16 protein-coding genes are annotated in these 24138 nt (G+C 43.1%); 9 read left to right on the plus strand and 7 right to left on the minus strand.

Annotation, left to right across the window (positions count from 1 at the left end; genetic code table 11):
• Nucleotides 1-31 precede the first annotated feature (31 nt).
• From SD427_RS08440 to SD427_RS08465, 6 genes are all read left to right on the plus strand, one after another.
• Nucleotides 32-817 carry a phosphatase PAP2 family protein gene (locus SD427_RS08440; RefSeq protein ID WP_320560835.1) on the plus strand — a complete coding sequence of 262 codons (786 nt, stop codon included), beginning with the start codon at nt 32-34 and terminating at the stop codon, nt 815-817.
• A 12-nt stretch (nt 818-829) separates the two neighbouring features.
• On the plus strand, nt 830-1873 hold the full coding sequence (locus tag SD427_RS08445; RefSeq protein ID WP_320560836.1) for a sulfite exporter TauE/SafE family protein: 1044 nt from the start codon (nt 830-832) through the stop codon (nt 1871-1873).
• Between the two features lie 391 nt (nt 1874-2264).
• Complete coding sequence (locus SD427_RS08450; RefSeq protein WP_320560837.1) at nt 2265-2780, plus strand: DUF2975 domain-containing protein; 516 nt, start codon at nt 2265-2267, stop codon at nt 2778-2780.
• Nucleotides 2781-2782: 2 nt separating this feature from the next.
• Entirely contained in the window at nt 2783-2989 is a 207-nt protein-coding gene (locus SD427_RS08455) for a helix-turn-helix domain-containing protein (RefSeq protein WP_034966009.1), read from the plus strand.
• 121 nt (nt 2990-3110) lie between these two features.
• Nucleotides 3111-3983 (plus strand): ABC transporter ATP-binding protein, encoded by an 873-nt coding sequence (locus SD427_RS08460; protein WP_320560838.1) that lies wholly within the window; start codon nt 3111-3113, stop codon nt 3981-3983.
• A gap of 2 nt (nt 3984-3985) precedes the next feature.
• A complete protein-coding gene (locus SD427_RS08465; RefSeq protein ID WP_320560839.1) occupies nt 3986-7162 on the plus strand; it encodes a M1 family aminopeptidase in 3177 nt (1058 codons plus the stop codon).
• 263 nt (nt 7163-7425) lie between these two features.
• Here the strand turns inward: SD427_RS08465 and SD427_RS08470 are convergent, their stop codons facing one another.
• From SD427_RS08470 to SD427_RS08490, 5 genes are all read right to left on the minus strand, one after another.
• Nucleotides 7426-8337 carry a helix-turn-helix domain-containing protein gene (locus SD427_RS08470; RefSeq protein WP_320560840.1) on the minus strand — a complete coding sequence of 304 codons (912 nt, stop codon included), beginning with the start codon at nt 8335-8337 and terminating at the stop codon, nt 7426-7428.
• 19 nt (nt 8338-8356) lie between these two features.
• Entirely contained in the window at nt 8357-9094 is a 738-nt protein-coding gene (locus tag SD427_RS08475) for an SDR family oxidoreductase (RefSeq protein WP_320560841.1), read from the minus strand.
• 13 nt (nt 9095-9107) lie between these two features.
• Nucleotides 9108-10085 carry an aldo/keto reductase gene (locus SD427_RS08480; protein ID WP_320560842.1) on the minus strand — a complete coding sequence of 326 codons (978 nt, stop codon included), beginning with the start codon at nt 10083-10085 and terminating at the stop codon, nt 9108-9110.
• A gap of 1048 nt (nt 10086-11133) precedes the next feature.
• Nucleotides 11134-11487, minus strand: a complete 354-nt coding sequence (locus SD427_RS08485) for a hypothetical protein (protein ID WP_320560843.1) — start codon at nt 11485-11487, stop codon at nt 11134-11136.
• 938 nt (nt 11488-12425) lie between these two features.
• Nucleotides 12426-13202 (minus strand): LexA family transcriptional regulator, encoded by a 777-nt coding sequence (locus tag SD427_RS08490; protein WP_320560844.1) that lies wholly within the window; start codon nt 13200-13202, stop codon nt 12426-12428.
• 61 nt (nt 13203-13263) lie between these two features.
• Between SD427_RS08490 and SD427_RS08495 the strand changes: the two genes are divergently transcribed.
• From SD427_RS08495 to SD427_RS08505, 3 genes are all read left to right on the plus strand, one after another.
• Complete coding sequence (locus tag SD427_RS08495; protein WP_320560845.1) at nt 13264-14412, plus strand: DNA polymerase IV; 1149 nt, start codon at nt 13264-13266, stop codon at nt 14410-14412.
• A 21-nt stretch (nt 14413-14433) separates the two neighbouring features.
• Nucleotides 14434-17490 (plus strand): DNA polymerase III subunit alpha, encoded by a 3057-nt coding sequence (locus SD427_RS08500; protein WP_320560846.1) that lies wholly within the window; start codon nt 14434-14436, stop codon nt 17488-17490.
• Between the two features lie 937 nt (nt 17491-18427).
• On the plus strand, nt 18428-19402 hold the full coding sequence (locus SD427_RS08505; protein WP_320560847.1) for a YihY/virulence factor BrkB family protein: 975 nt from the start codon (nt 18428-18430) through the stop codon (nt 19400-19402).
• Between the two features lie 301 nt (nt 19403-19703).
• On the opposite strand, the gene SD427_RS08510 is transcribed toward SD427_RS08505, so the two are convergent.
• Nucleotides 19704-21830 carry an alpha-L-fucosidase gene (locus SD427_RS08510; protein WP_320560848.1) on the minus strand — a complete coding sequence of 709 codons (2127 nt, stop codon included), beginning with the start codon at nt 21828-21830 and terminating at the stop codon, nt 19704-19706.
• On the minus strand, nt 21827-23677 hold the full coding sequence (locus SD427_RS08515; RefSeq protein ID WP_320560849.1) for a beta-galactosidase family protein: 1851 nt from the start codon (nt 23675-23677) through the stop codon (nt 21827-21829). The genes SD427_RS08510 and SD427_RS08515 overlap by 4 nt, the downstream gene beginning before the upstream one ends.
• Nucleotides 23678-24138: the final 461 nt, after the last annotated feature.

A 24138-nucleotide genomic window follows, 5' to 3' on the forward strand; every position in this document is an offset into this window, starting at 1 on the left:
GTCATAATTATTTAACGTTAACCTTTTTTATATGAAAACAGTATTCATCAGTTTGCTCATATTTACCACGTGCATTCAGAATCTATGCGCACAGGACAGCCTTGCCAATACCCGGTTGCAGGATTCCGTCTCTCCTTTAAAAAATAATCTTCAGGATCCTGTATACAGGTTGAGCTATAAAAAAATGATCGTACCGGCCGTTTTTATCTCTTATGGTGCCGCAGCTTTAAGCATCAGGAGCCTGAAAAACTTAAATGAATCTACCCGGTTTGAAATAAGCGAACATCAGCCGGACCATATCAGGCTGGATAATTATACCCAATTTGCCCCTGCAGCGCTGGTATACGGCCTAAATGCAATGGGTATACAGGGAAAGCATAACCTGCAGGACCGGAGCATCATCTACGGAACTTCTTTGCTGATCACCACGGCAGTTACGTTCCCTGTAAAAAATACCGTAAAGGAAGAAAGGCCGGACCGATCCAACAACCTGTCGTTTCCATCCGGTCATACAGCGGTAGCTTTTGCCTCCGCACAATTTATGTTTCGTGAATATAAGGATACGGACTTCTTATTGGGTATTTCCGGATATTCCTTCGCGGTCTTCACCGGGGTATACAGGATGCTCAACAATAAGCATTGGCTGGGAGATGTGGTTGCAGGCGCGGGAGTCGGTATTTTATCTACTGAACTTTCTTACTGGCTGTACCCGAAAATCAACAGCCTCCTGACAGGGAAAAATAAAAATTCCCATACGGTGATTATGCCGTATTATCAGAATGGGAATGCCGGGATCGGCTTCATAAAGAATTTTTAATCCATATAATCGATGCTTCTCCATAGTATCCTCCTTTTTATGGGAACCATTATTGCCTTCTGGGTGAGTGCCATCTGCGGAGGCGGCGCCAGCCTGCTTTTGATCCCCATCCTGAATCTGATTCTTCCGGGTTCCGTGGTCCCTTTTTCACTGACCGTCGGAACCTTTGCCGGCTCAGCTTCAAGAATAGCCGTCTTCAGAAAACACATTAAATGGCCCATCTTCCTGTGGTTTGTTCCTTTTTCAATTCCTGCAGTAGTGCTGGGAGCCTGGCTCATCAAATTTGTCAACCCGGATTATCTGCAGCTGATCGTTGCCTTTTTTTTGATTTTAAACCTTCCGGAATTATTCAGATCCGGAAAAATTGCAGAAAACGGAAAATATCCCAAATTCTTACTGATCATCCTTGGCTTTTTTGCAGGTTTTGTTTCAGGGATTACAGGGGCAATCGGCCTGCTTTTCAACCGCTTTTACCTGAAATACGGATTGAGCAAGGAGGAAATTATAGCTACCCGTGCGGCTAATGAAATAGTTCTGCATTTCATTAAGCTCATTATCTACATCACGATCGGCCTATATTCCAAAACAGCCTTGTGGCTGGGCTTAACAATTGCTGCGGCAACAGTTATTTCTTCCTATACCGTTAAATATATCCTGCCTTACTTAAGTGAGGCCCTGTTTCGGAAAATCGGTTACGGAGCCATGGTGTCTGCAGGCATGATTCTTATGGCAGGAACGGTAGAAAAGATTATTGCCCGGGATAAGATTTCCGTTTCCAGGATCAGCCGTAATCATGAAACCGAATCTGTCATTTCTTGGAGAAACACGGATTTTGTCATTGAGTTTGCTTTTGACGACGGGTTCGAAGTGGAAAGGCCGGTACAGCCGGAAGAACTTCCTGCTCTGCTAAAGCAAAATTATTACCATCTTGAAGAACATTATGACCGCATCCATCTGGAAAAAGTGTTCACGGTTACCCAAAAGCCAGAATATGAATTTTACTGCTATAAAAAAGGGCAGCTGGAAAAGTTTACATATACGGATGAAAACCGTTAAATTCATCAGGATGATGAATGTCGTTTTTTGGGACGCCGCTTTTTTATTTCCACAAATTTCCAATAACCTGTACGATCAGGAATAACAGCAACAAGGTAATCATTAACAGAAAACTGGTAATAAAAAATCAGTGTAATTCTGCGATGGCTTAACCGTCATATGCATCAAATGCTTTTTGCTGCCTATAAATACAGCCTGTGTATGAATATTAGTAAAAAAATGAGATTCCATTGATATAGTGCAACAATTATCATATGAACACGACAGCCCGTTCTTGCCCATCCTGAATGTCAAAGCACAATAAAATCAATTTAATTTTTAATTAATTAATTAATTAATGTTTTACGATAATTAATTATATATTTGCATTAACAAATTAATTGATTATCTTATGAATCACAGTAAGAACATTTCAAAGGTGCTGTATTATTTATGCATCTTATTATCGGCAGGCTATCTCCTTACGTTCATCTATTCGGTATTTTGCCTGTTAACCGGTTTTGCCGTTACTCCCTATAAGGAAGATCTGTATCTGCATATTAATTATCCTTTTACAGAACAGCCATTTCTAAACATCGAAAACAATTATCCCTATATCACCTTATCGTTTTTACTCGTCTTATTAACATACGGTATCTTTTTCTGGTTGTCAGCAAAGGTGTTCAAAGTTTTCTTTCAGTCGAAATTATTTACCGCGGAAAATATATTACACCTTAAAAGATTTTACAGCTATAACATTTTCTTTCCGCTCCCTATTGTCATTACGACAAGTTTTTTTGTGGAAGTAGAAAGCATGATATGGGGACTTGTTTTCATCCATTTCATGTTAGGAATTTTCTGTTTTTTCCTTGCCAATATTTTTAAACAGGGGTTACATTTACAAAACGAACAAGATCTATTTATATAAAAATGCCAATTATCATCAACTTAGACGTTATGCTTGCCAAACGAAAAATGCAGAGTAAAGAATTGGCAGAGAAACTGGGCATCAGTACGGTAAACCTCTCCGTTCTTAAAACGGGAAAAGCAAAAGGTGTGCGTTTCGATACACTGGAAGCAATCTGTAAAGCGTTGGAATGCCAGCCCGGAGATATTCTGGAGTACAAAGAAGAATAATTAAAGATTTCAGCAAGCTTTTGTGACTTTCAGTTTAAAAGCTTTGCCATAAACATTTTTACATACAACCTGAAAAGCAATGGGAACGTTGCCAGGATTTCTGTTACCTAAAATCAATCTTATGAACACCTTAATCATCAACAATCTAAACCTCACTTACAAAAATGGTTTTCAGGCCATTAAAGACATTTCTTTAAAGATAGAAAACGGTATGTTCGGTTTATTGGGACCTAACGGAGCCGGAAAATCATCTTTAATGAAGACCATCGTAGGCCTGCAGAAGCCGACTTCGGGAAATATCATCTTCAATGGCGCTGATATTTCTGAAAATCCGGATGGCATCAAAAAAAATCTCGGATTCCTCCCTCAGGATTTCGGCGTTTATCCCAAAATATCGGCTTACGATCTTTTGCAGCATATTGCCATTTTAAAAGGAATTACAAACAGTTCCGAAAGGAAACACCAGATTTTAAACCTGCTGGAAAAAGTCAATCTTTCCGATTTTAAAAACAAGGAGGTTCATACCTTTTCCGGAGGGATGAGACAGCGTTTCGGCGTTGCACAGGCCCTGCTGGGAAATCCTAAAATCATTATCGTTGACGAACCGACTGCCGGTTTAGACCCTGAAGAACGAAACCGTTTCAATTCATTGCTCAATGAGATCAGTAAAGATGTGATTGTCATTCTTTCGACCCATCTGGTTGAAGATGTGCGGAATCTTTGTTCAGAAGTTGCCATTATCAATCAGGGTAAACTTCTCAGGCAGGGAAATCCAAACGAACTGATTGCTGAACTGGAAAACAAAATCTGGTCAAAGGCTATAGATAAAGACCAGTTGGAAAGTTATCAGTCCAATTATAGAATCATCAGTCAGCAATTAATTGAAAGAGAATTGTATATCACTGCATTTTCGGAACAGCAGCTTCCTGACTTTATGCCCGTAAATCCTTTATTGGAGCACGTTTATTTTAACACGCTTACTCAAAAACCTTAGTTATGAATGCTTTATTTTTATTCGAAGCCAAACGCATCATCAAGCGCTGGCCTGCATACCTTGTTGCCTTAATTTTAATATTAACCGGCATTTTTTGCGGAAACCAGTTCAATCTTACGGTTGGAGAAGGGATTTATTTAAATTCTCCTTACACCATTGGTTTTATGACGGGATTGTTGAGTCTGGTCATTATCTTTTTTGCGGTCATTTATGCCGGCCAGGTTCTTTTTAAAGACCGGGATTCAAAATTCGATATTCTTATTTTCTCGTATCCATTTTCAAAACGAACTTATGTACAGGGGAAGTTCCTTATTTTTTTTCTACAGACTTTCTTAAGTTTTGCATTCTTAATGATCGGATTCGTAACCGGACAAAATTTGCGTACAGGAAGTGAAATCCAACCTTATTTTAATTTCTGGCATTATTTCTACCCTCTTTTGATCTTCGGAGGAATCAATTGTTTCATAGTATGCAGTTTTTTGTTTTTCATCTCGTTTACCACGAAGAAAAAGCTTCTGGTTGTCGTTGGCGGGTTGTTTCTTTACGTTTTGTATATGATTATTCTGGTGTTTTCCAATTCGCCGTTTATGGCAGGAAGCTTGCCGCAATCATTGGAAACACAGCAATTATCGGCACTGATTGATCCTTTTGGAATCTCATCTTACTTTTTTGAAGCAAGAACCTTATCCGCTCAGCAGAAGAATGAATTGATTGTTCCTTTTTCAGGTTACTTATTGATCAACAGAATCATTTTTCTGATGATCTCAATGCTGTTTTTGATATTGACTTACAGATTGTTTTCATTCTCCATGCTTTCTCAAAACAAAAGTAGAAGCAGGAATAAAAACCAGATAACCGGTGTATCTTTTCATCATACCTTAGGGCAGTTTACAACCACAGAATCAGGATTTGGAATTTCTGCCGGGATAAAGTCCGTTTTGTCGTTTGCGAAAATCGATCTCATTTACCTTTTTAAAAGCATCACCATTGTTGCCGCTTCCATATTGCTTTTATTTTTTATCGGAATGGAAATGTACGCCGAAATCGAAAAAGGAATCCGCCTTCCCCAGAACTATGTAAGTTCAGGTTTGATGTCGTCTGCGATTTCGGAAAATTTCCATTTGTTTGGGATGCTGATTGCTGTTTATTTCATCAACGATTTGTACTGGAGAAGCCATTCATCGGGATTCTCACTGATTGAAAAATCCACTTATTTTTCTAAAAGCAAACTGAGCGGGCATTTTCTTTCCATCAGTATTTTACTTTTCTTCTTTACGGCTGTCTTGATTTTGGAAGGTTTGGTATTTCAGCTTATTTACAACTATTTTTATATTGACTGGAATGCGTATTGGGGAACAGTGCTTTTCAATGCTTTTCCGCTGATTCTTCTCTCAGCGTTTATGTTATTGATTAATGACAATATCAAGAATCGGTTTGTCGCTCTGGGCGTCTCTGTTCTTGCGGGTTTTACTTTTGCAGGACCGGTATCAAAAAAGATCATTTCCTATCCGCTGTTGAGGGTTTTTTCAGATTATAAAGGCGTTTACAGTGATTTTAACGGATATGGAATCTATGAATCGGCTTTCGCAGAAAGGCTTTTATTCGGATTAGGTCTGGTAGCTTTTTTATGGCTGATGAATGAATCGATTAAAACCAGAAAATGGAATGTCAGACAAATCATTTTCACAGTCATTTTATTATCTCTCGGAATCTTTACAGGAAGCCTTTTTATGAAAGGCTACATTCCACAAAATGAAAATGAAAAATTAGTACAATCGGCTCAATACGAAAGGAAATTCAAACACTATGAAAATCTCACACAGCCAACGATTACAGATGTAATCACTGAAATTCAGCTTTATCCGTCTGAAAGATCCTATAAGATCAGCGGAACATATAAATTGGTCAATCAGGCCAATAAACCTGTTACCAGGATTTTAATTAATTTCCACCCGGATCTCAACATTGAATCTGCAGTTTTTCGCACAGGTTCCGAATCAAAGAAGATCGGTCAGGAAATCACTGAAATTTCTTTACATAAACCTTTGCAACCCGGAGAAACGGCAGATCTTGATTTTAAAATTTCCTATTATTGGTCGGCAGTTAATGGTCACGATTCATTCAATTCAATTATAGAAAACGGATCTTTTATGAGAATCAGCCGGTATTTTCCAACGTTCGGTTATCAGGCGTCCAAAGAAATTGAAGATGAAGGAAAACGCACAGAATTTAAACTGGGGAAACAATCGGAATTAAAAAAATTGGAAGCTCCTGAAGTATTTAAAAAAGATTTCATCAACCTTGATATGACCATTTCCACAGAAAAGGGCCAGACCGCTGTAGGAACAGGAGATCTGATTCAACATTTTGTTAAAAATAAAAGAGCCTGTTTCCGGTATAAAGCTGAAAATGTTCCTTTCCGTTTCGCTGTTTCTTCTGCAGAATACCAAACGAAAACTACCGTTTACAAAGGAATAACCATCAATATTTTTTATAATCAAAAACATCCGGAAAATGTGAATCATCTGATTGAAAATGCGAAACTCACTTTAGATTACTGCAACCAAAATTTCGGTAAGTATCCTTTCAAAACCGTCAACTTTGCAGAAATTTCTTCCTTCACGAAAGGTTTTGCAGCAACCGCTTATCCTTCCTCTGTTTTTATGACGGAAGACATGCTGTTTCACGCCAATATTCATGCAGATCAGAATCAGGATGTCATCAATGAGCTTGCAGGACACGAACTTTCGCACCTCTGGTGGGGAAACAGCCGGATTGATCCCGACGACAGAGAAGGCGCAGTAATGCTGACCGAAACCTTGGCCATGTATACCGAAATGATGCTTTACAAAAAAATGCACGGAAAAGAGAAAATGATAGAGAAGGTAAATATGCACCAGCAGATTTATGACAATGAAAAAGGCTTGTCAGAAAACCAGCCTTTATATAAAGTTACCGGTGAAAATACGCACATTTCTTATTCAAAAGGCTCGGTAATCATGGTGAAATTAAGCGAATTGATCGGTGAAGACAAAGTAAACGCTGCCCTTCACAGTTTTCTTCTGCACAATCAATATCCTAAAAAACCCACCGGTTTGGATTTACTGGAAGAGTTTTATAAGGTAAGCCCTGATGAAGAGGTGAAGAAAAAAATCAACGTTTTATTCAGATCAAAATAAATTTTAAACTTATATGTCCAGGAGTCTTAGTAATGATGGTTGTCATTGGATTTCCTGGAATCCGGAGCAGAGCGTACTGTTCAATTTATTTATAAAACAGTACAAGAGATCAGGTTATATTCGTTTAAAATACTGAAATATTTATAAAATCAGCAGGATATGCCGGGAATCGGTTGAATATAGCCTTGTTCCTATACCTGAGATTCCTGCTTTTCCCTTGCTGATAAAGGGAATGTTACAGGTGAAGAACATAAAAAAGTATATCAGTTAAACGACTTTCTGAACTCCAGAGGGGAAAGATTGGTCTTGGTCCTGAAAAGTTTGCTGAACGACTGCGGGTGTTCAAAGCCCAATGCGTAAGCAATTTCCGAAACGGACAGGTTTGTTGTTGATAATTTTTCTTTTGCTTTTTCTATAATGGCATTCTGGATGTACTGCTGGGTGTTCAGCCCCGTCAATGAGCTCAGCATATCACTCAGGTAGCGTTGCGACAGCCTGAGTTCCGTGCTGATATATTTCACGGACGGCAAACCGTTTTCCAGACTGTATTCTTCAAAATAGCGGTTTAAAAGTTTGTCCAAAGATGTTATGATGTCATGGTTAACTGCCTTTCTGGTGATAAACTGCCTGTTGTAAAAACGGTTGCTGTAGTTCAGTAACAATTCTATCTGCGACACCAGCACATCCTGGCTGAAACTGTCAATATTGTTATGTAATTCATTGGTGATCGTAACCAGTAAGCTGGCTATGACTTCTTTTTCTTTTGCCGATAAAAATAAGGCTTCAGAAACATCGTAAGAGAAAAAGCCATACTGATTGATTGTTTTTCCCAACGGATGATTCCGGATAAAGTCCGGATGGAAATACAAAGCCATCCCTTCATAGCTTTCCAGGTCTTCCGGGGGAAAAACAATTTGTTTCGGCTTCAGGAATGCCAGTCCGCCTTCTTCAAAATCGTAATATCCCTGTCCGTATTTTATGTGTCCCCTAAAGCTGGGCTTAAAGGAAATCTTGTAGAAATCAAGACTTACTTTCTGCCCTTTCGGAAATAGTTCAACCGAAACCGTATTGTAATCAACCAATGCAATCAACGGGTGCAATGGCGCAGGAAATCCCAGCATGCGCACAAGCTGAGAGATGCTTTTAATGTGATTGATGTCAGGTTCCTGTTGCATTTTCTTTTTACGAATGTAATCAATTTTGTTTTGACGGGCGAATTACAATGTCGCCAACTTCAACATCGCTTGGTTGGCTTACTGCATAAATTACGGCATTGGCAATGGCTGTGGGATCTATGGCAACCTGGTCCATTCCCTGCTGGACAGCTGTTTTCATTTCTTCGTTTTTAATGTGGTTTGCAAAATCCGTTTTTACGAATCCGGGCGAAATGCCTGTAATGCGCATGGTTCCGTCTGATTCCTGACGAAACGCTTCTCCAATTGTACGGATGGCATTTTTAGTTCCTGCATAAACGCCCTGCATGGGGACAATCTTTATTCCTGAAGTTGAAATGATATTAACGATATGTCCCGACTGCTGCTGCCTGAAAACGGGAATCGCAGCCGCCATCCCGTATAAAACCCCTTTCAGGTTAATATCGATCATTTCTTCCCAGCCGTCAAGGTCCAGCGCGTCAACTCTGCTTAACTGGCTGATCCCTGCGTTGTTTACCATGACATCCAATTTCCCGTACTGCCTGACTGCTGTATCCACCAGTCTAACCAGATCGGCTTTGTTCTTTACATCGATTTGAGCAAAGATGGCGTCACCCCCTTTGCTTTTAATTTCTTCAGCAATTTGTTGCAATTGTGCCGTCCGTCTTGCCCCCAAAACAACCTTTGCGCCGTTTTTCGCCAATTCTACGGCGATGGCTTTACCGATTCCGCTGCTTGCACCGGTAACAGCAACCACTTTTCCTTTGATATTTTGCATTGCTGTAAGTTTGTTATTTGTCTATCTGTTTTTCTAAAAATTCAGGATAGCGGTTGCCCGCAAGCGTGATTCCATTGACTGTCGTATTAATTTTTGCAAGTTCATCAGCTGTTAATAGGATATGTGTGCTTCCTATGTTTTCCTCCAGCCGATTCAGTTTCGTAGTCCCTGGGATGGGTACGATCCAGGGCTTTTGAGCCAGCAGCCAGGCCAATGCCAGCTGTCCGGCAGTAACATTCTTTTGCCGGGCAATTTCAGAAAGCGCATCCACCAAAACCAGATTGGCTTTTATATTTTCTTCGGTGAAACGGGGAAGTATATTTCTTCGGTCGGCATCCTCTAATTTTGAATTTATGGCACCTGTGAGAAAGCCTTTACCCAATGGACTGAATGGAACAAAGCCAATTCCCAACTCTTCCAAAACGGGTATGATTTCCTTTTCCGGTTCGCGCCAGAACAGAGAATATTCGCTCTGCAATGCCGATACAGGTTGAACGGAATGGGCTTTCCGGATCGTTGCAGCACTCGCTTCAGATAAACCGAAATATTTTACCTTGCCTTCCTGTATCAGGTCTTTTACGGTTCCTGCAACATCTTCTATCGGAACATCAGGATCAACCCTGTGCTGATACAGCAGATCAATGTAATCTGTTTTTAATCTTTTTAAAGAGGCTTCGGTTACTGCTTTTATCGTTTGGGGCCTGCTGTCTAAACCTACTGCCGGCCTGGCCTCTTTACAGCCAAACTTTGTGGCGATTACCACGTCTTTTCTGTAAGGCTGTAATGCCTCGCCAACAATTTCTTCATTGGTGTACGGTCCGTAAGCTTCTGCGGTATCAAAAAATGTAATTCCTCTTTCAACTGCATTCTGAAGTAAGGTTATGGCATCTTTTTTATCAAGACCTTTGCCGTCTAAAAAGTTTAAACCCATACAACCGAAGCCCAACGCGGAAACTTCCAGTCCGCTATTTCCCAATTTTCTTTTTTGCATTTTCCTTTTTTTAATTATTCCTGAAACTGATTTTATTTTCTACTGCAAAATTCATAATTATTGTTCTGTAAAAAGTAGCCGGATTGGTATGAGTTGTAGTTGGATTATGTACACTGGATTTTAGGGTTAAGTTTTGTCTTGTAGTCAGATATTAAGTGATTACTACATCTGAATCGCTTATCTATAACACAATGTCAGGTTCTTAAATCAAAAGCAGGATTGTTTTTTAATTTGGTTTGTTATTAACGTTTCGGGCTTTGCAATAGTAGGGCAGACGCCACACGCATGTTCAATCTTGCGTAAAAAGCTGAATTGAAGAACGACAGTCAGCTACCTTATTTCTCAACAAAGTATTCAGGGGAATTTTGATGTTATGGTAAATAAGCATTGTATCATTTATATTGTATTCCACAAAACGGACAGGCCGCGGATGGGCCTCAGAGATCTCTAGCTGATATGCTTTCATCATCTTTGTCACTATTGGATCGTGATAATGGAGTAGTGGAAAGAAATATAAAAAGCAATGTAATTAGTCTCATCCGGATATTTTTACTGTATGACTGATATATACAGATAAAATAATTTTATTGCTGATCGTAAAATTAAAATGTTACTGCTCAATAAAGCGGTCTTTATTGCCTTTTTAAGGGATAATTTCACTTCGTTAAAACTTTCCGGATCTGGAGACAGTTATTCCTGAAGCTGTGCTTTAATAAACAAACGGCTGAAATCATTTTTGTGGATGTAATGGATCATTCATCTTGTACACCCATAAGGTAGATGAACAGCGGACCGGGATTCCGCAGGAGAAACCTGCACATCTTTTCAAAAGATATTACAGGACGAATTGCGAGGGACAGAAATTTACTGGATTGGAATTAGGTTCGGTTAGAAAATTACCGGCAGGGACGTTAACATTACCCCGGACCTTTATCTCTACAATCAATTTACCTTCAGTCATATATAGTCACTGATCTGTTTGTGGAAAAGTTAAGCGGCAGGCTGCTGCATATACAATCTTTGGAAGACTTATGCTTGTACAGTAGCATTAGCAAAGCATTTTATATCTGTTATATTGCTCATTGCCCATTTTTTCCCTGATGTAATCATCCTCAATTATATTTCTTTTATTGTTAATAAACCGGATAAATGAAGAGGTTTTCTGGCATTCTTTCATACCTTTTGACTGCATGGCACTTCTTAATTTTTCATCCGTTATTTCATTCAGCCATTCTTCATAATCATGTTCCGAAACATTTACCTGGAGATCATAATATAAATAAACGGCATTGGTATAGGAAATCTGTAAAGTGTGATATTCTTTATTATTTTCAGCAAGGTATTTAAGAAAAAATTCCTGCTGGGTATTATTATACGGTAAAGGGTGTTTTGGGTGTATCATGTATTTCAGTTTAATATTTCATTATTAAATTCAGTCTTTTACCTTATCTGTAATTTTTATGCTAAATTATTGATTATGTGATAACGAATTATTTAATTCCAATAGATAAAATTAGATGACGTAATAATTTAATTCTACTTTAAGGATATGATTTTTTTTCTAAGAAGATAATATACTTGACTATAATTCATTCATTTAGATTAAGCAAGCATGAAAATTGACATGAAATTTAAAATGTTGGATACATTGAAAAGATAACCCTGATTTCAGCTCTATATTTTGATCGGTTACTCTGTCAGTTGGTTTTTTAATTATTTTTAGTCAGGCAGGTTATATGCATTTTATATTTACGGGAAAACAACTTTCATTTTCTGATACCACAGAATATTTTACAGCCGGTTCATATTTTCAGGAAATAGAGAATTACCTTGTCGCGGGATTGCCATCTGTTGCCTTTTTAAATCATTATACATTCCTGCGTACCTATCCATTTACATTATGGTATGGCTTCACGGGTCACTTCAGGTCAACAAGCACAAAGCATTTCACATAACAGAATAGGTATAAATTGTAAGTCTGTAAAAGGGCCGGGCATACCAGTAACCGTACGCTGTTGTCTCGCTACAAATACAGATTCTTTTCCCAGACCATCAAAACTGCTGAAGATGCGATAGTAAGGCTGATTCTGTCCAGGCTTTAACCTGTGATATGTCTGAAGCCGGCATCAGGAATTCATAGAGGTACAGATCTTCTGCATAATGGGATCTTTCCTGGCTTTCCGGTTCCGGGAATTTTAATAATCTTTCTAAATACTAACTACTAACTGCAACTGCCAGTATTCCTTTGAAGCATGCGGGTATTCCGGTTTCTTTCAATAGAATCTTATCTGTATATAGTTAATATTGAGTTAAATAAATAGTGTATGCAATTTCTATAAACTATTTTAAATAAGAAACTTTATCATCTAAATTTCTGATATCTTTTCTGATCTGCAGAAACATATCCTGCAGATTGTAATTTTCATGATAATCCGGCTGAAAATCTTCCGGAAAAATCCCGGAGGCATACTGCCAGATTTCTACAATTTCTTCTGAAGGAATATCATAGGGCTGGTAAAAAGGGTTATCGGCGGCCACGGTTACAGCTCTTTTATTTCTTTGCTTAAACCTTTTGTAGGATATGCCTTCATTAAGGGTAACAAAAACATAGCTTTTATCCGGCTTCAGGTCTTCTATGTTCTCAACATATTGCCCGATGATATAAGAACCGTCTTTAAACGGCGGCATCGAGTCCCCCTGTGCCGGGAAGGCCCGGTATTTCCCGTTTGTTAGGAAAGGCAGGGAGATCTGCTGCAGGCTTTCGATATACTCCGGATCGCTGTACCCCGATAAATAGCCCATGGAAGCTTTCTGGGTGACAATCTCAATATAATTGTTTCCATCCCGGTCTATGACCACCGGCAGGACAATTCGGTTGTCAGGCAGCTGCAGAATATCCTCCAGTGGATATTTACGGATATCGACAGTCAGGAGCAGGTCGATACTCAGGTTGTAATACTTGGAAATCCGGATCAGTACCTCGTAAGGAGGCTCCGACCTCCCGTCTTCATATTTGGAATACCTGACGCGGCTCAGCAATACGGCATCTGCCGTTTCCTGCTGGGTGGCTTTCTTTTTAGCCCTTAAAAGCCTGATGTTATCTGAAAAAACTGACATTGATACAATTTGTATCAGCAAATATACAAAAAATGATACAGATAGTATCTAGTTTTGTAAAATGAACCGTGCAATTGTACATATGGACCTGGATGCATTTTTCGTATCCTGCGAAACACGAAGCAACAGCGCCCTGAACGGCATCCCCCTGATCATAGGCGGGGGCGACCGCGGGTTGGTGGCTTCCTGTTCCCATGAAGCGCGGAAGTTGGGGGTACGCTCTGCTATGCCCATCCGGATGGCACTCCGGCTCTGCCCAGAGGCCAAGGTCATTAAAGGGGATTATGAGCTGTATTCCAACCTATCGCATACGGTAACTGAAATTATTCAGGAGAAAGTCCCGGTGATGGAAAAATCAGGCATCGATGAATTTTATCTGGACCTGTCCGGGATGGACAGGTTTTTCGGCTGTTACCGGTGGACGCAGGAAATTGCGGCGGCCGTTACCAAAGAAACGGGGCTTCCGCTCAGCTTTGCCTTGTCTGCAAACAAGACGGTTTCAAAGATCGGGACCGGCGAGGCTAAACCCGGCGGGAAGCTGCAGATTCCGGAGCTGGATATCCGCCCTTTCCTGAACCCTTTATCGGTAAAGAAAATACCGATGGTAGGGGACAAAACTTTCCGGCTGCTTTCAAGGATCGGGATCCGGACGATCCATACCCTTTCCGAGATGCCGGTCCCGGTCCTCAGGCAGATGATCGGGGAAAGCGGGAAAGACCTCTGGAAAAAAGCCAACGGGATCGATGAAAACCCTGTGGTCCCGTATTCTGAGCGGAAATCCATTGCTACGGAACAGGTCTTTGCCACTGATACCATTGATATCCCGGAATTAAAAAGGATCCTGAGCGGCATGTCGGAAAAGCTGGCCTACCAGCTGCGGCAGGAAAAATGGCTCACTTCTACCGTGGCAGTCAAGATCCGCTATGCCAGTTTCGATACCGAAACCCGGCAGAGCCGGATAGCTTATACTTCTGCAGATCATACCCTGTCACGGGTAGCCCTTGAGCTTTTTAACCGGCTATATACCCGGCGGATGAGAATCCGGCTGATCGGTCTCAGGTTTACAGGCCTGGTCCACGGGAGCCACCAGATGAACCTGTTTGAAGACACTGAAGAACAGATGAACCTGTACCAAACCATGGATGAACTTAAAAACCGGTTCGGGGCAGGTGCTGTCGGCAGGGCTTCGGGTTTTGATTTTGAAAAATAAACAACACTAAACTTTTTTATTATGTATCTTAATTGCCATTCTTTCCACAGCCTGCGTTACGGGACCTTATCCGTAGAAGAACTTGTACAGAAAGCCAAAAGCCTGGGCATCAAAGAACTGGTGCTTACGGATATCAATACCGTTACGGCTGTTTACGAATTTAAAGATGAATGTGAAAAGGCCGGGATCAGGCCCATTGCGGGAATGGAAGTCAGGAAGGAAAACAGGCTGCTGTATATTGCCGTGGCCCGGGAATTTTCCGGGATCGGGGAAGTGAACCGTATGATGACCGCCCATAACTGCGACGGGCAGGAGCTTTCGGAAAAGGCACCGGATTTTGAAAATGTATCGGTTATTTATCCGCTGGAGAATATTCCGGCGGTACTGAAGGACAATGAATATATCGGGATCCGGGAGGAAGAACTGAATTTACTGATCCGGCCTGAACTGGAAAAACAGATCGGACGGATGGTCATCCTTCAGCCGGTGACTTTCAGTTCCCAGAAAGAGTACAACCTCCATCTGATCCTCAGGGCTATTGATAACAATACGCTCTTATCCATGCTTTCAGAACAGGATATCTGCCGGAAATCAGAATACCTCAGGCCGGAAGGAGAGGTCAACAGTGCCTTTCAGTACCATCCTGAGATTATTGAAAATACCAAAAAGCTGCTCAGTGCATGCAGCTTTGAATTTGAGTTCGGCAAAGTCCGTAACAGGCAGTGTTATACGCGGTCCAAAGCCTCCGACCTTAAAATGCTGCGTAAGCTGGCCTATCTGGGACTGGAGAGGCGCTACGGGCTTAATCATAAAGAAGCGCAGGAAAGAGTAGATCGGGAACTGAAAGTGATCGACAACCTGAATTTCTGTTCCTATTTTTTGATCACCTGGGACATTATCCGTTACAGCAACCGTATGGGGCTGATGCATGTAGGGCGGGGGAGCGGGGCCAATTCCATTGTCAGCTACTGCCTGGGCATTACCGATATCTGCCCTTTGGAGCTTGACCTTTATTTTGAGCGGTTCCTGAACCTGAACCGCAATTCGCCGCCGGATTTTGACATCGACTGGAGCTGGCAACACCGGGATACCATTCTGGAGTATATCTTTGACCGTTACGGAAAAGAGCATGTGGCATTCTGCGGGACCAATGTACAGTTTAAATACAAATCGATCTTGCGGGAAGTGGGCAAGGTGTTCGGCCTCCCTAAAGAAGAGCTTGACGGCCTGGCCAATAATTCTCCGTACACCCATGACCTGAACTCCGTTGTGAAGCACGTCCACCGGTATGGTGCCATGATGGAGAAATTCCCGAACCAGCGGAGCATGCATGCCTGCGGAATCCTGATCTCCGAAGAACCGATCACCAATTTTACCGCCCTGGAAATGCCCCCGAAAGGCTTCCCTATCGCACAGTTCGATATGGACACAGCCGAAGATATCGGTCTTGAAAAGTTTGATATCCTTTCCCAGCGCGGACTCGGCACCATCAATGATACGGTGGAGCTTATTAAAAAAACCAGGGGCATTACCGTGGATATCCGGGATACCACCTTATCAAAAAACGAAGCAAAGGCAAATGAATACTTGGCTGCAGGGAACACCATCGGATGTTTCTATATTGAATCCCCGGCCATGCGCGGGCTTTTGAGAAGGCTGAAATGCGAAGACTACCGGATCCTGGTGGCCGCTTCCTCAATCATCAGACCCGGCGTGGCGCAGAGCGGAATGATGCGGGAGTATATTTTCAGGCACAACCATCCGGACCGTTTTGAGTACTTTCATCCGGTGTTTGAAGAAAACCTGAAGGAGACCTACGGCATTATGGTCTACCAGGAAGACGTCATTAAGATTGCGCAGTATTTCGGAGGGCTTGACTTGGCGGACGGCGATATCCTCCGCAGGGCCATGAGCGGGAAAGAAAGATCGATCAAGAAGCTGCAGGAAGTGAAAGCCAATTTTTTTGCAAAATGTAAGGAACGAGGACACTCTGAGGCACTCACCACAGAAGCGTTCCGGCAGATCGAATCCTTTGCCGGGTATTCCTTCTGCAAGGCACATTCCGCATCCTATGCCGTGGAAAGCTACCAAAGCCTGTACTTAAAAGTCTATTACCCGCTGGAATTCATGGTTTCGGTGATCAACAACCAGGGTGGCTTTTACCGGACTGAGGTATATATCCATGAAGCCCGGATGTCCGGTGCAAACATCCAGGCGCCCTGCGTAAATGAAAGTGATTTCCTGACCACACTGAAAAATAAAGATATCTATCTTGGGTTCATGCTCCTGCAGGGGGTGGAAACGAAAACAGCGCATAGAATAGCTGAGGAGCGGGAACGGAACGGAAAATACCGGTCACTGCAGGATTTTATCCGTCGGGTACCTGCAGGCACTGAAACCGTACAGACGCTGATCTTTATCGGCGCGTTTCGCTTTACCGGCAAGCCTAAAAATGAGCTGCTGGTTGAAGCCCGGATAATATTTACCAACTTCAGGCCTGAAAACCGCGGGCTTATGCTGATTGAAGAACCGCTGCAGCAGTACAGGCTTCCTGAACTGAAAAGGGCGCCTTTTGAGGATGCCTTTGATGAAATCGAAATCATCGGGTTTCCGGTTTCCTGCAGCCCTTTTGATTTATTACAGACGGAATACCGGGGCTCGGTATTTGTAAAAGACCTCCCGCTCTACCATAAGCGCCAGGTAAAGATGCTGGCCTACCTGATTTCCAGGAAACACGTCCCTACCAGAAAAGGAGCTATGTATTTCGGGACCTGGATCGATGCGAACGGCGAGTATTTCGATACCGCCCATTTCCCGGACAGCCTGAAGGAATATGATTTCAGGGGCGGCGGATGCTACCTGCTGCTCGGCACCGTGGAAATTGATTACCATTTTCCTACCGTTACCATCCACAAGATGGCAAAAATGCCGATGATCCCTGATCCCCGGTATGCTTATGACCTGGAAATGCAGTACGATGTCCATAAACGGATCAGGGAAGATGTCAGTATGACCTCAAGAATGCCGTATCCGCAGGCCCAGGAAATCAACATGCCGAGGCAGAAGTTTAAACGTTGAATAAATAAAGTGTATAGGTGATTTTAGCATATTATTTTGCCGGTATACTTTGAAATCTAACGGCAGTCTGTTAAATTAATTCCGGTTTAATAAAGCTATTGTAATGCTGAACTTAATGAAACCAGCTGGATGATTTGTGAAATCCTTTTTATCACTGCTTTATTTTTCTGCTTATGGAATTTCAGGTAAGTTTAAAAACCCTGTAATTTCCAGACCGACATTTGTTAAAATATTCTTTTGATCGGGAACAGCTGTATATAACCTTAACATCCGGATTCAGGTTCCGGATGCCCGTAAGCAAATTTAAAGAGGCAAATTAATATCCGGGTTACTGTATTGAATTATCAGGCCTTGAGCTTTCATTAGAAATACAAACAGTCCCACTCACTATCGGTGATGATGAAATTACGTCAGCTACTTCAGGTACTGATCAACTTCATACATCCAAAGATTTCCGTTTTTATCCAAATCCGGTAAAATCAGCATCAGATATAGAAAACGACAGCCCGATAAATAAACCGGAATTATTTGCTTTAACAGCAACAGGACAGCATGTTTTAAGCAAAACCGTAAATGCCAGGTCTGTTCAGGTTGATTTATCAGATTTACTTACGTTTAAGGACATGCATATCGTTTTGGGATCTGTTTATATTTCAATGCCATCATCCATAATATCATTGGTTTTTAAGATTATTGTACGCTGCCGGGCTAACCGGTTTTATAAATGTTCCGTCACATTAAGATACGGTGGCAGCCTTAATGGACGCCTGTAATTTTCAGAAGCATCAGACCTATCTGTCTTTTTTCTGTTAAACCTAAACAAAAAAACTCTTTTGTATTATTTTAAGGCAGGTACGGTATTTGAAGCTGTTAAAAATACCTGACAGTGGCCTGTAGCATTAAATTATTGCCTACCACATCATCAAAAAAATAAATTATGAAGATATTAAACAATTTTTGGGGAATACTTAAAGGAACTTACAAAGACTGGAGCGCACGCGATTTAGGCACGGAAGCCGCCAGCTTGGCATACAGCGCCATTTTTTCAATCCCGGGTCTTCTGATTATCGTGATCTGGATTACGGGAATTTTCTTTGGCGAAGAAGCGGTACGCGGCGAGATTACAAAACTCATCGGAAGCATGATGGGAAAAGATGTGGGGAAGAGCCTGGAAGAAATGGTTGTAGGAGGCATGGTGGATAAGAAGAACGTGGTGATGAAAATCATTGGGATCGTTACGCTTGTCTTTGGTGCCACATCATTGTTTTTTCAGTTTCAGAAATCCCTCAACAAGTTGTGGGATGTGACGGCTGCACCGAAAAAAGCGTGGGAAAAATACCTTCTTGACCGCGCGAATTCCCTGGGGATGATTGTTGTTATTGCATTCCTTTTGCTGATTACCCTGCTTTTAAGTTCTTTTATCGGTCTTGCCAATGATTGGGTGATCCGCCGTTTCGGCCTTGAAACCCTTATTCTTGTAAACGTCATCAATATTGTGGTGGGTCTGCTGGTTACCCTCTTCCTTTTCGCAGCTATGTTCAAAATCCTGCCGGATGTTGAACTGCAGTGGAAATCGGTCTGGGTAGGAGCGGCCGTAACAGCGGCACTTTTTACGCTGGGAAAATATATCCTGACTTTTTATTTCGATAAATTCAACCCCAGTTCCTCTTTCGGTACGGCAGGAACCATTATTTTACTGCTTCTCTGGATCAATTACAGCTTCCAGATTATTTTTTTCGGGGCAGAGTTCACCAAAGTATATACCAAAACAATGGGCTATAAGCTTAAGCTTTCAAAACATGCAAAATGGAGCCCTCAGATCGTTCCGGAAGAAGATGCTAAAGAGGTGGTATCCGGTATTGAATCTTCGCACGATACGGCAAATAAAACAGCGAATGATACCATGGTTTAACTAACCAATCAGTCCTGCTGCTGAAAACAGTATTTACAGTAGAGATTATTAAGGATTTGTGAATATCCGGAGCCCATGTGTAATGATAAAAAGGAAAATAATTCCTGTTATCTGCAGAGGGAGGGTCTTTTTTATCCTAAGGTCTTAAATTAATTCAGTTCAATCTCCGCCCGGTCATTCGGGCGGAGATTTTTTATACCGCAGGCTGCAATTGTATTTCTTTCCGGCAGCTGATTTATTTTTACGGAAAATCCGGCAGGCATCAGGGAAAACTTACGGTGATAATGTAAATGCCGTATCCTTATTTTCCGTCAGTCAGGATCCCGATTTCAGCGGCTGTGCAGACATTCCCGGATACCAGTCCGGCAGCCGTAAAGCGGATATAGCGGGCCGCAACCGTTTCCCTGAATACTACCTGCTGTTCCACGGGGTTTGCCTTGATGTTAGAAAATTCCCCTTCTGCTGCACACTGCCAGTGTACACCGTCCGTACCGGTTTCAATCCGGTAATGGCTTACGGTTCCGCTTACGTTTCCGTCCTGGCGGGGAAGATAGGTGAACCCTCTCAGGTTCTGATTTTTGCCGGTATCAATCACCATCTGTACAGGTGCTGACGGAGAATGGACCTGGGAACTGATCCAGAACGTTTCCGGATGGTCATCAACAGCATAGACCGCCGGATGTGCCGTATCAGAAGACAGTGGCTGTATGATTTTCCAGCCTGATTTTACGGGACCGAATGCAAGGAAAGCCGTTTCACTCTGCCGGCTGCCGCGAACGGATATTGCTTTTACCGTTCCGTCATGAACCATTATGAAAGGTTTACGGTACCGTAAAGATTTTGAAGTGGGAGCCATGCCGTCAAGCGTATAATAAATGACGGAAGAAGGCTGAGGGGAGGATAGGGTGACTTTTCCTTCAGAGCTGCGGCGGATTACAGGCTTTTCAGGCATTTCGGGTTCATTGTACAGTCCGAAATCACTTAAGGCCACTGCAACGGGAGACTGGGTAATCTTGAGTTTCACTCCCGCCGTGGTAATCCTTTTCGGAAGGCGGATAAGCCGGTTGGGCCCGATGCTGGTGGAGGCGGCAATCTTTTCCCATTTCCCGTTGAGGAGCGCTTCCAGGGTAAAAGCTTCTATGCGCTGCCCCAGCTTTATATTCTCCCGCAAACGGATGACGTTGAACGTTTTTTCAGCAGGCAGCATGACCGTGAGTTCAGGCAGGTGTACTTCGTCATCGGTGGCCCAGTACGTATACCGGTCCGGGTCGAGCAGATGCTGCGGTCCGTATCCAGAGAGATTATTTCCCCTGACATTACTGGCATGCAGTGCCGCCCCTTCCGCAAGATTCAGGGCAAAAGTCTGTTTGAGGAGCTTTCCGAACTGCCGGAGCGAATTTACATCTTCGGGATTCAGCAGGCCTTCCGGGTTGGGTGACAATCCCAAATCAAGGCCGGCTCCTCTGCCGACACTCCTGTAATAGAGGTCCAGCAGTTCGGCGGGTGTCTTTACCCGGCTGTTTTCGCGGGCATGATAAAACCATCCCGGGCGAAGGGATACATCACACTCAGCAGGCATCCAGTAGGTTCCGTTGCGTGTACCTTCGGTTGCCATTTCATATTTGGTGAAGCCGTTGGCCGGCTTCTTTCCGTCTTCAGGGCTCTGCGGGTCATATGTAGCCCAGCAGGTTTCCCCGGCATGCCCCGCTTCATTTCCCACCCACCGGACATCCGGGCCTGCATCCCCGAAAATCACGGCTCCCGGCTGCATCTTCCGGGTAATGGCCCAGGTGGAGTCCCAGCCGTAATACGCAGCGCGATCAATTTTCCGGGTCTCGCGGGTATTTCCGTAATATCCGTCTCCGCCGTTGGCCCCGTCATGCCAGGAAATAAAAAGGTCGCCGTAACGGCTGTACAGTTCCCGGAGCTGTTCCCGGTACAGGTCAACATATTCCGGCGTTCCGTATAACGGGCTGTTGCGGTCCCATGGGGAGCAGTAAATCCCCATTTTCATCCCGAGTTTTTCACATGCTTTTTGATATTCTTTTACCATGTGCCCTTTTCCGTTTTTCCACGGGCTTTTGCGGATGCTGTACTCCGTGGTTTCCGTAGGCCAGAGGCACAGGCCGTCATGATGCTTGGCCACGACGATCACGCCTTTGAATCCGCCCTCTTTTGCCGCGGACACAATCTGCTCCGCATCAAACTTAGAAGGATTGATCAGCGAAGGGCTTTCATCCCCGTACCCCCATTCCCGGTCGGTATAAGTCCCGGTGCTGTAGTGGATGATGCAGTACATTTCCATTTCATGCCACCTCAGCTGTGCTTCGGAAGGCAGGGCACCGTAAGGCGGCAGAGTATCCTGGGCACGGCAGGGCAGCATGCCTAAGACTAAGATAATACCGGCTGTAATGATCCGTTTTCTCATGGTTTTTCATTGTTGGGATTATGGTCATGGTCCAGCATCGGGTGATCTGATGAAAGGAGCTTTGTGTGGCTGCTTTTCAGCTCATCAAAAACAAGTACTTCATTTTTCCCTTTTCTGAGCCAGGAAGCGGGCACGTAAATGGTCTGTTGCGGACCGATATTCCAGTATTTGCCCAGGTTATGTCCGTTCAGGAAGACAAAGCCTTTTCCAAAATTGCGCATATCCAGATATGTGTCGCCCAACTGCTGAAGGGTAAAAGTACCTTTGTATAGTACCGGACGGCTTTCCTTCATATCCATTTTTTCGCTGAAGGAAAATTTTCCTGTGTTTTTAAAAGGGAAACAATACATTTCCCATTCGGATATCTCCTGGCCGTCAACAGAAACGGATTCTGTAATCCCGTGGCGGTTATCATTGAGGAAAGGGCCGTAGTTGATGCGCCCGTTATTTTCCACCCACAGATCCAGAACGGACTCCGTAGAAATTCCGGTCAGATCCATAGTATTCTGGTTCAGCCTCCGGTCAAGGCTTCCTTTATAGCTGCCGTTTATATACACTTGGGCATAGTCCCTGAGCTCCTGAAGCTTCAGCAGTCCTCCTTTTTTGATCCGGGTGCGGTATAAAACAAAACCGTAAGCCTGGTCCAAGTCTTCAAAAGATAAGGGTTTGTCGGAACGCCGGGGCAGCGGAAGCTGACTGAACAGGTCTGCATACTGTTCCAGTGTAATATCCGGGATTCTGATGGCGGGTTTCTTAACAGGGACCGGCGGCAGTGACTGCCCTTCAGGAAGATATCCGGCAATCACCTTCCTGAAAGCATGGAATTTTTCGGTAGGGTTCCCGGCCTCATCGAGCGGCGCATCATAATCATAACTGGATACCTGTGGCGAATAAGGCATTTCTTTGTTCATATTCGCCCCGTTCATAAATCCTCGCGTGGTACCGCCGTGGAACATATACATATTTACGGATATTCCGGCGGCCAGCAGCTTATCCAGTGTTCTGGCCGATTGTTCTGACGATACATCCGCATGCTTTTTGCCCCAGTCGTCAAACCATCCGGGATACCATTCCGCCACATAGTATGGCCCTTTTCCATTATGGTAGGTATTGATGAGTGCCTTCACCTGTGCCGGATCCTCCAGTCCGTTAACGGCCGGAAGGTAACCGGGCAGATAGCCGGCAGGCATTTTTTCGGCACCGTCGCAGGTAAAAAGGATCCCGTCGAACCCCGCTTCCCTGAAGATCTTCCGGTTAAGGTCCATATAGTTTTTATCATCACTGTAGGACCCGTATTCGTTTTCGATCTGGATCATCAGGATATTGCCGCCGCGGGTAACCTGAAGCGGAATCAGCTGCTTCGCCAGTGCTTTGATATAGCGGGTATAGGCTGCTATAAATTTAGGATCGGTACTCCTTACTTTCATATCCCGTTCTTTCAGGAGCCACCAGGGATACCCTCCGAATTCCCATTCCGCACAGACGTACGGACTGGGGCGCAGCACCACCCACAAGCCTTCCTCACGGGCCGTCTTTACAAATTCGGCGATATCGCTGTTCCCGCTGAAATCATAGGTTCCCGGGGTTTCTTCATGCACGTTCCAGAATACATAGGTGCCTATCGTATTAAGGCCCATCGCTTTGGCCATCTTCATGCGGTCGCGCCAAGATTCCCTGGGGATGCGGGGGTAATGCATTTCCCCGGAGATCATCTGCAGGGGCTTTCCGTCCAGCAGGAAGTCGGATTTACCGAGGGTAAAAGTATGGCGGCCGGGCTTCTGGCCGTAAGAAAAAGTTCCTGCGCAGGAAAAGAACAGCATACACAGTATCGCATACAGTCTGTTCATATTTTTTGGTACCATATAAGATTCAGGCTTAATTGATTTCATCGTTCACCATACTGCAAATATAAACATGTGGTACTGAAGATACATTACTATTTTATATTTTTCAGCTCAATATACGCTTCCCTCAAAACAGCATCATTTAAAACTACTGTTTTTACAGATGGAAGCGCAGATAGGGCAGTTTGGATGTACATCAGTTCTCAAAGATAAAGTATGTCAAAAAAAAGCTTTCACTGTACAAAAATTACAGTAGAACTTACCTTTGAATATACGGTAATGAAAGATATGACTGCAGAAAAGCTTAACAGGATGGACTTAATTTCCCGGAAACTTTTTAAAAAAATATATTATCTCTTTTCAAAGCCTGTAAAATAACCGGCATTAAAAAAACTACCTGATCCATTAACCGGGCAGACATAATCCGGCCGGCTTACTCAGAGTACTTAGTATAAAGATAAGAT

The sequence above is a fragment of the Chryseobacterium sp. JJR-5R genome (assembly GCF_034047335.1).
Lineage (GTDB): Bacteria > Bacteroidota > Bacteroidia > Flavobacteriales > Weeksellaceae > Chryseobacterium.

Bases quoted from the DNA above. Each gene is read 5' to 3' on its own strand.
- SD427_RS08440 (WP_320560835.1), top strand. From the start codon at position 32: ATGAAAACAGTATTCATCAGTTTGCTCATATTTACCACGTGCATTCAG.
- SD427_RS08445 (WP_320560836.1), top strand. From the start codon at position 830: ATGCTTCTCCATAGTATCCTCCTTTTTATGGGAACCATTATTGCCTTC.
- SD427_RS08450 (WP_320560837.1), top strand. From the start codon at position 2,265: ATGAATCACAGTAAGAACATTTCAAAGGTGCTGTATTATTTATGCATC.
- SD427_RS08455 (WP_034966009.1), top strand. From the start codon at position 2,783: ATGCCAATTATCATCAACTTAGACGTTATGCTTGCCAAACGAAAAATG.
- SD427_RS08460 (WP_320560838.1), top strand. From the start codon at position 3,111: ATGAACACCTTAATCATCAACAATCTAAACCTCACTTACAAAAATGGT.
- SD427_RS08465 (WP_320560839.1), top strand. From the start codon at position 3,986: ATGAATGCTTTATTTTTATTCGAAGCCAAACGCATCATCAAGCGCTGG.
- SD427_RS08470 (WP_320560840.1), bottom strand. From the start codon at position 8,337: ATGCAACAGGAACCTGACATCAATCACATTAAAAGCATCTCTCAGCTT.
- SD427_RS08475 (WP_320560841.1), bottom strand. From the start codon at position 9,094: ATGCAAAATATCAAAGGAAAAGTGGTTGCTGTTACCGGTGCAAGCAGC.
- SD427_RS08480 (WP_320560842.1), bottom strand. From the start codon at position 10,085: ATGCAAAAAAGAAAATTGGGAAATAGCGGACTGGAAGTTTCCGCGTTG.
- SD427_RS08485 (WP_320560843.1), bottom strand. From the start codon at position 11,487: ATGATACACCCAAAACACCCTTTACCGTATAATAATACCCAGCAGGAA.
- SD427_RS08490 (WP_320560844.1), bottom strand. From the start codon at position 13,202: ATGTCAGTTTTTTCAGATAACATCAGGCTTTTAAGGGCTAAAAAGAAA.
- SD427_RS08495 (WP_320560845.1), top strand. From the start codon at position 13,264: ATGAACCGTGCAATTGTACATATGGACCTGGATGCATTTTTCGTATCC.
- SD427_RS08500 (WP_320560846.1), top strand. From the start codon at position 14,434: ATGTATCTTAATTGCCATTCTTTCCACAGCCTGCGTTACGGGACCTTA.
- SD427_RS08505 (WP_320560847.1), top strand. From the start codon at position 18,428: ATGAAGATATTAAACAATTTTTGGGGAATACTTAAAGGAACTTACAAA.
- SD427_RS08510 (WP_320560848.1), bottom strand. From the start codon at position 21,830: ATGAGAAAACGGATCATTACAGCCGGTATTATCTTAGTCTTAGGCATG.
- SD427_RS08515 (WP_320560849.1), bottom strand. From the start codon at position 23,677: ATGAACAGACTGTATGCGATACTGTGTATGCTGTTCTTTTCCTGCGCA.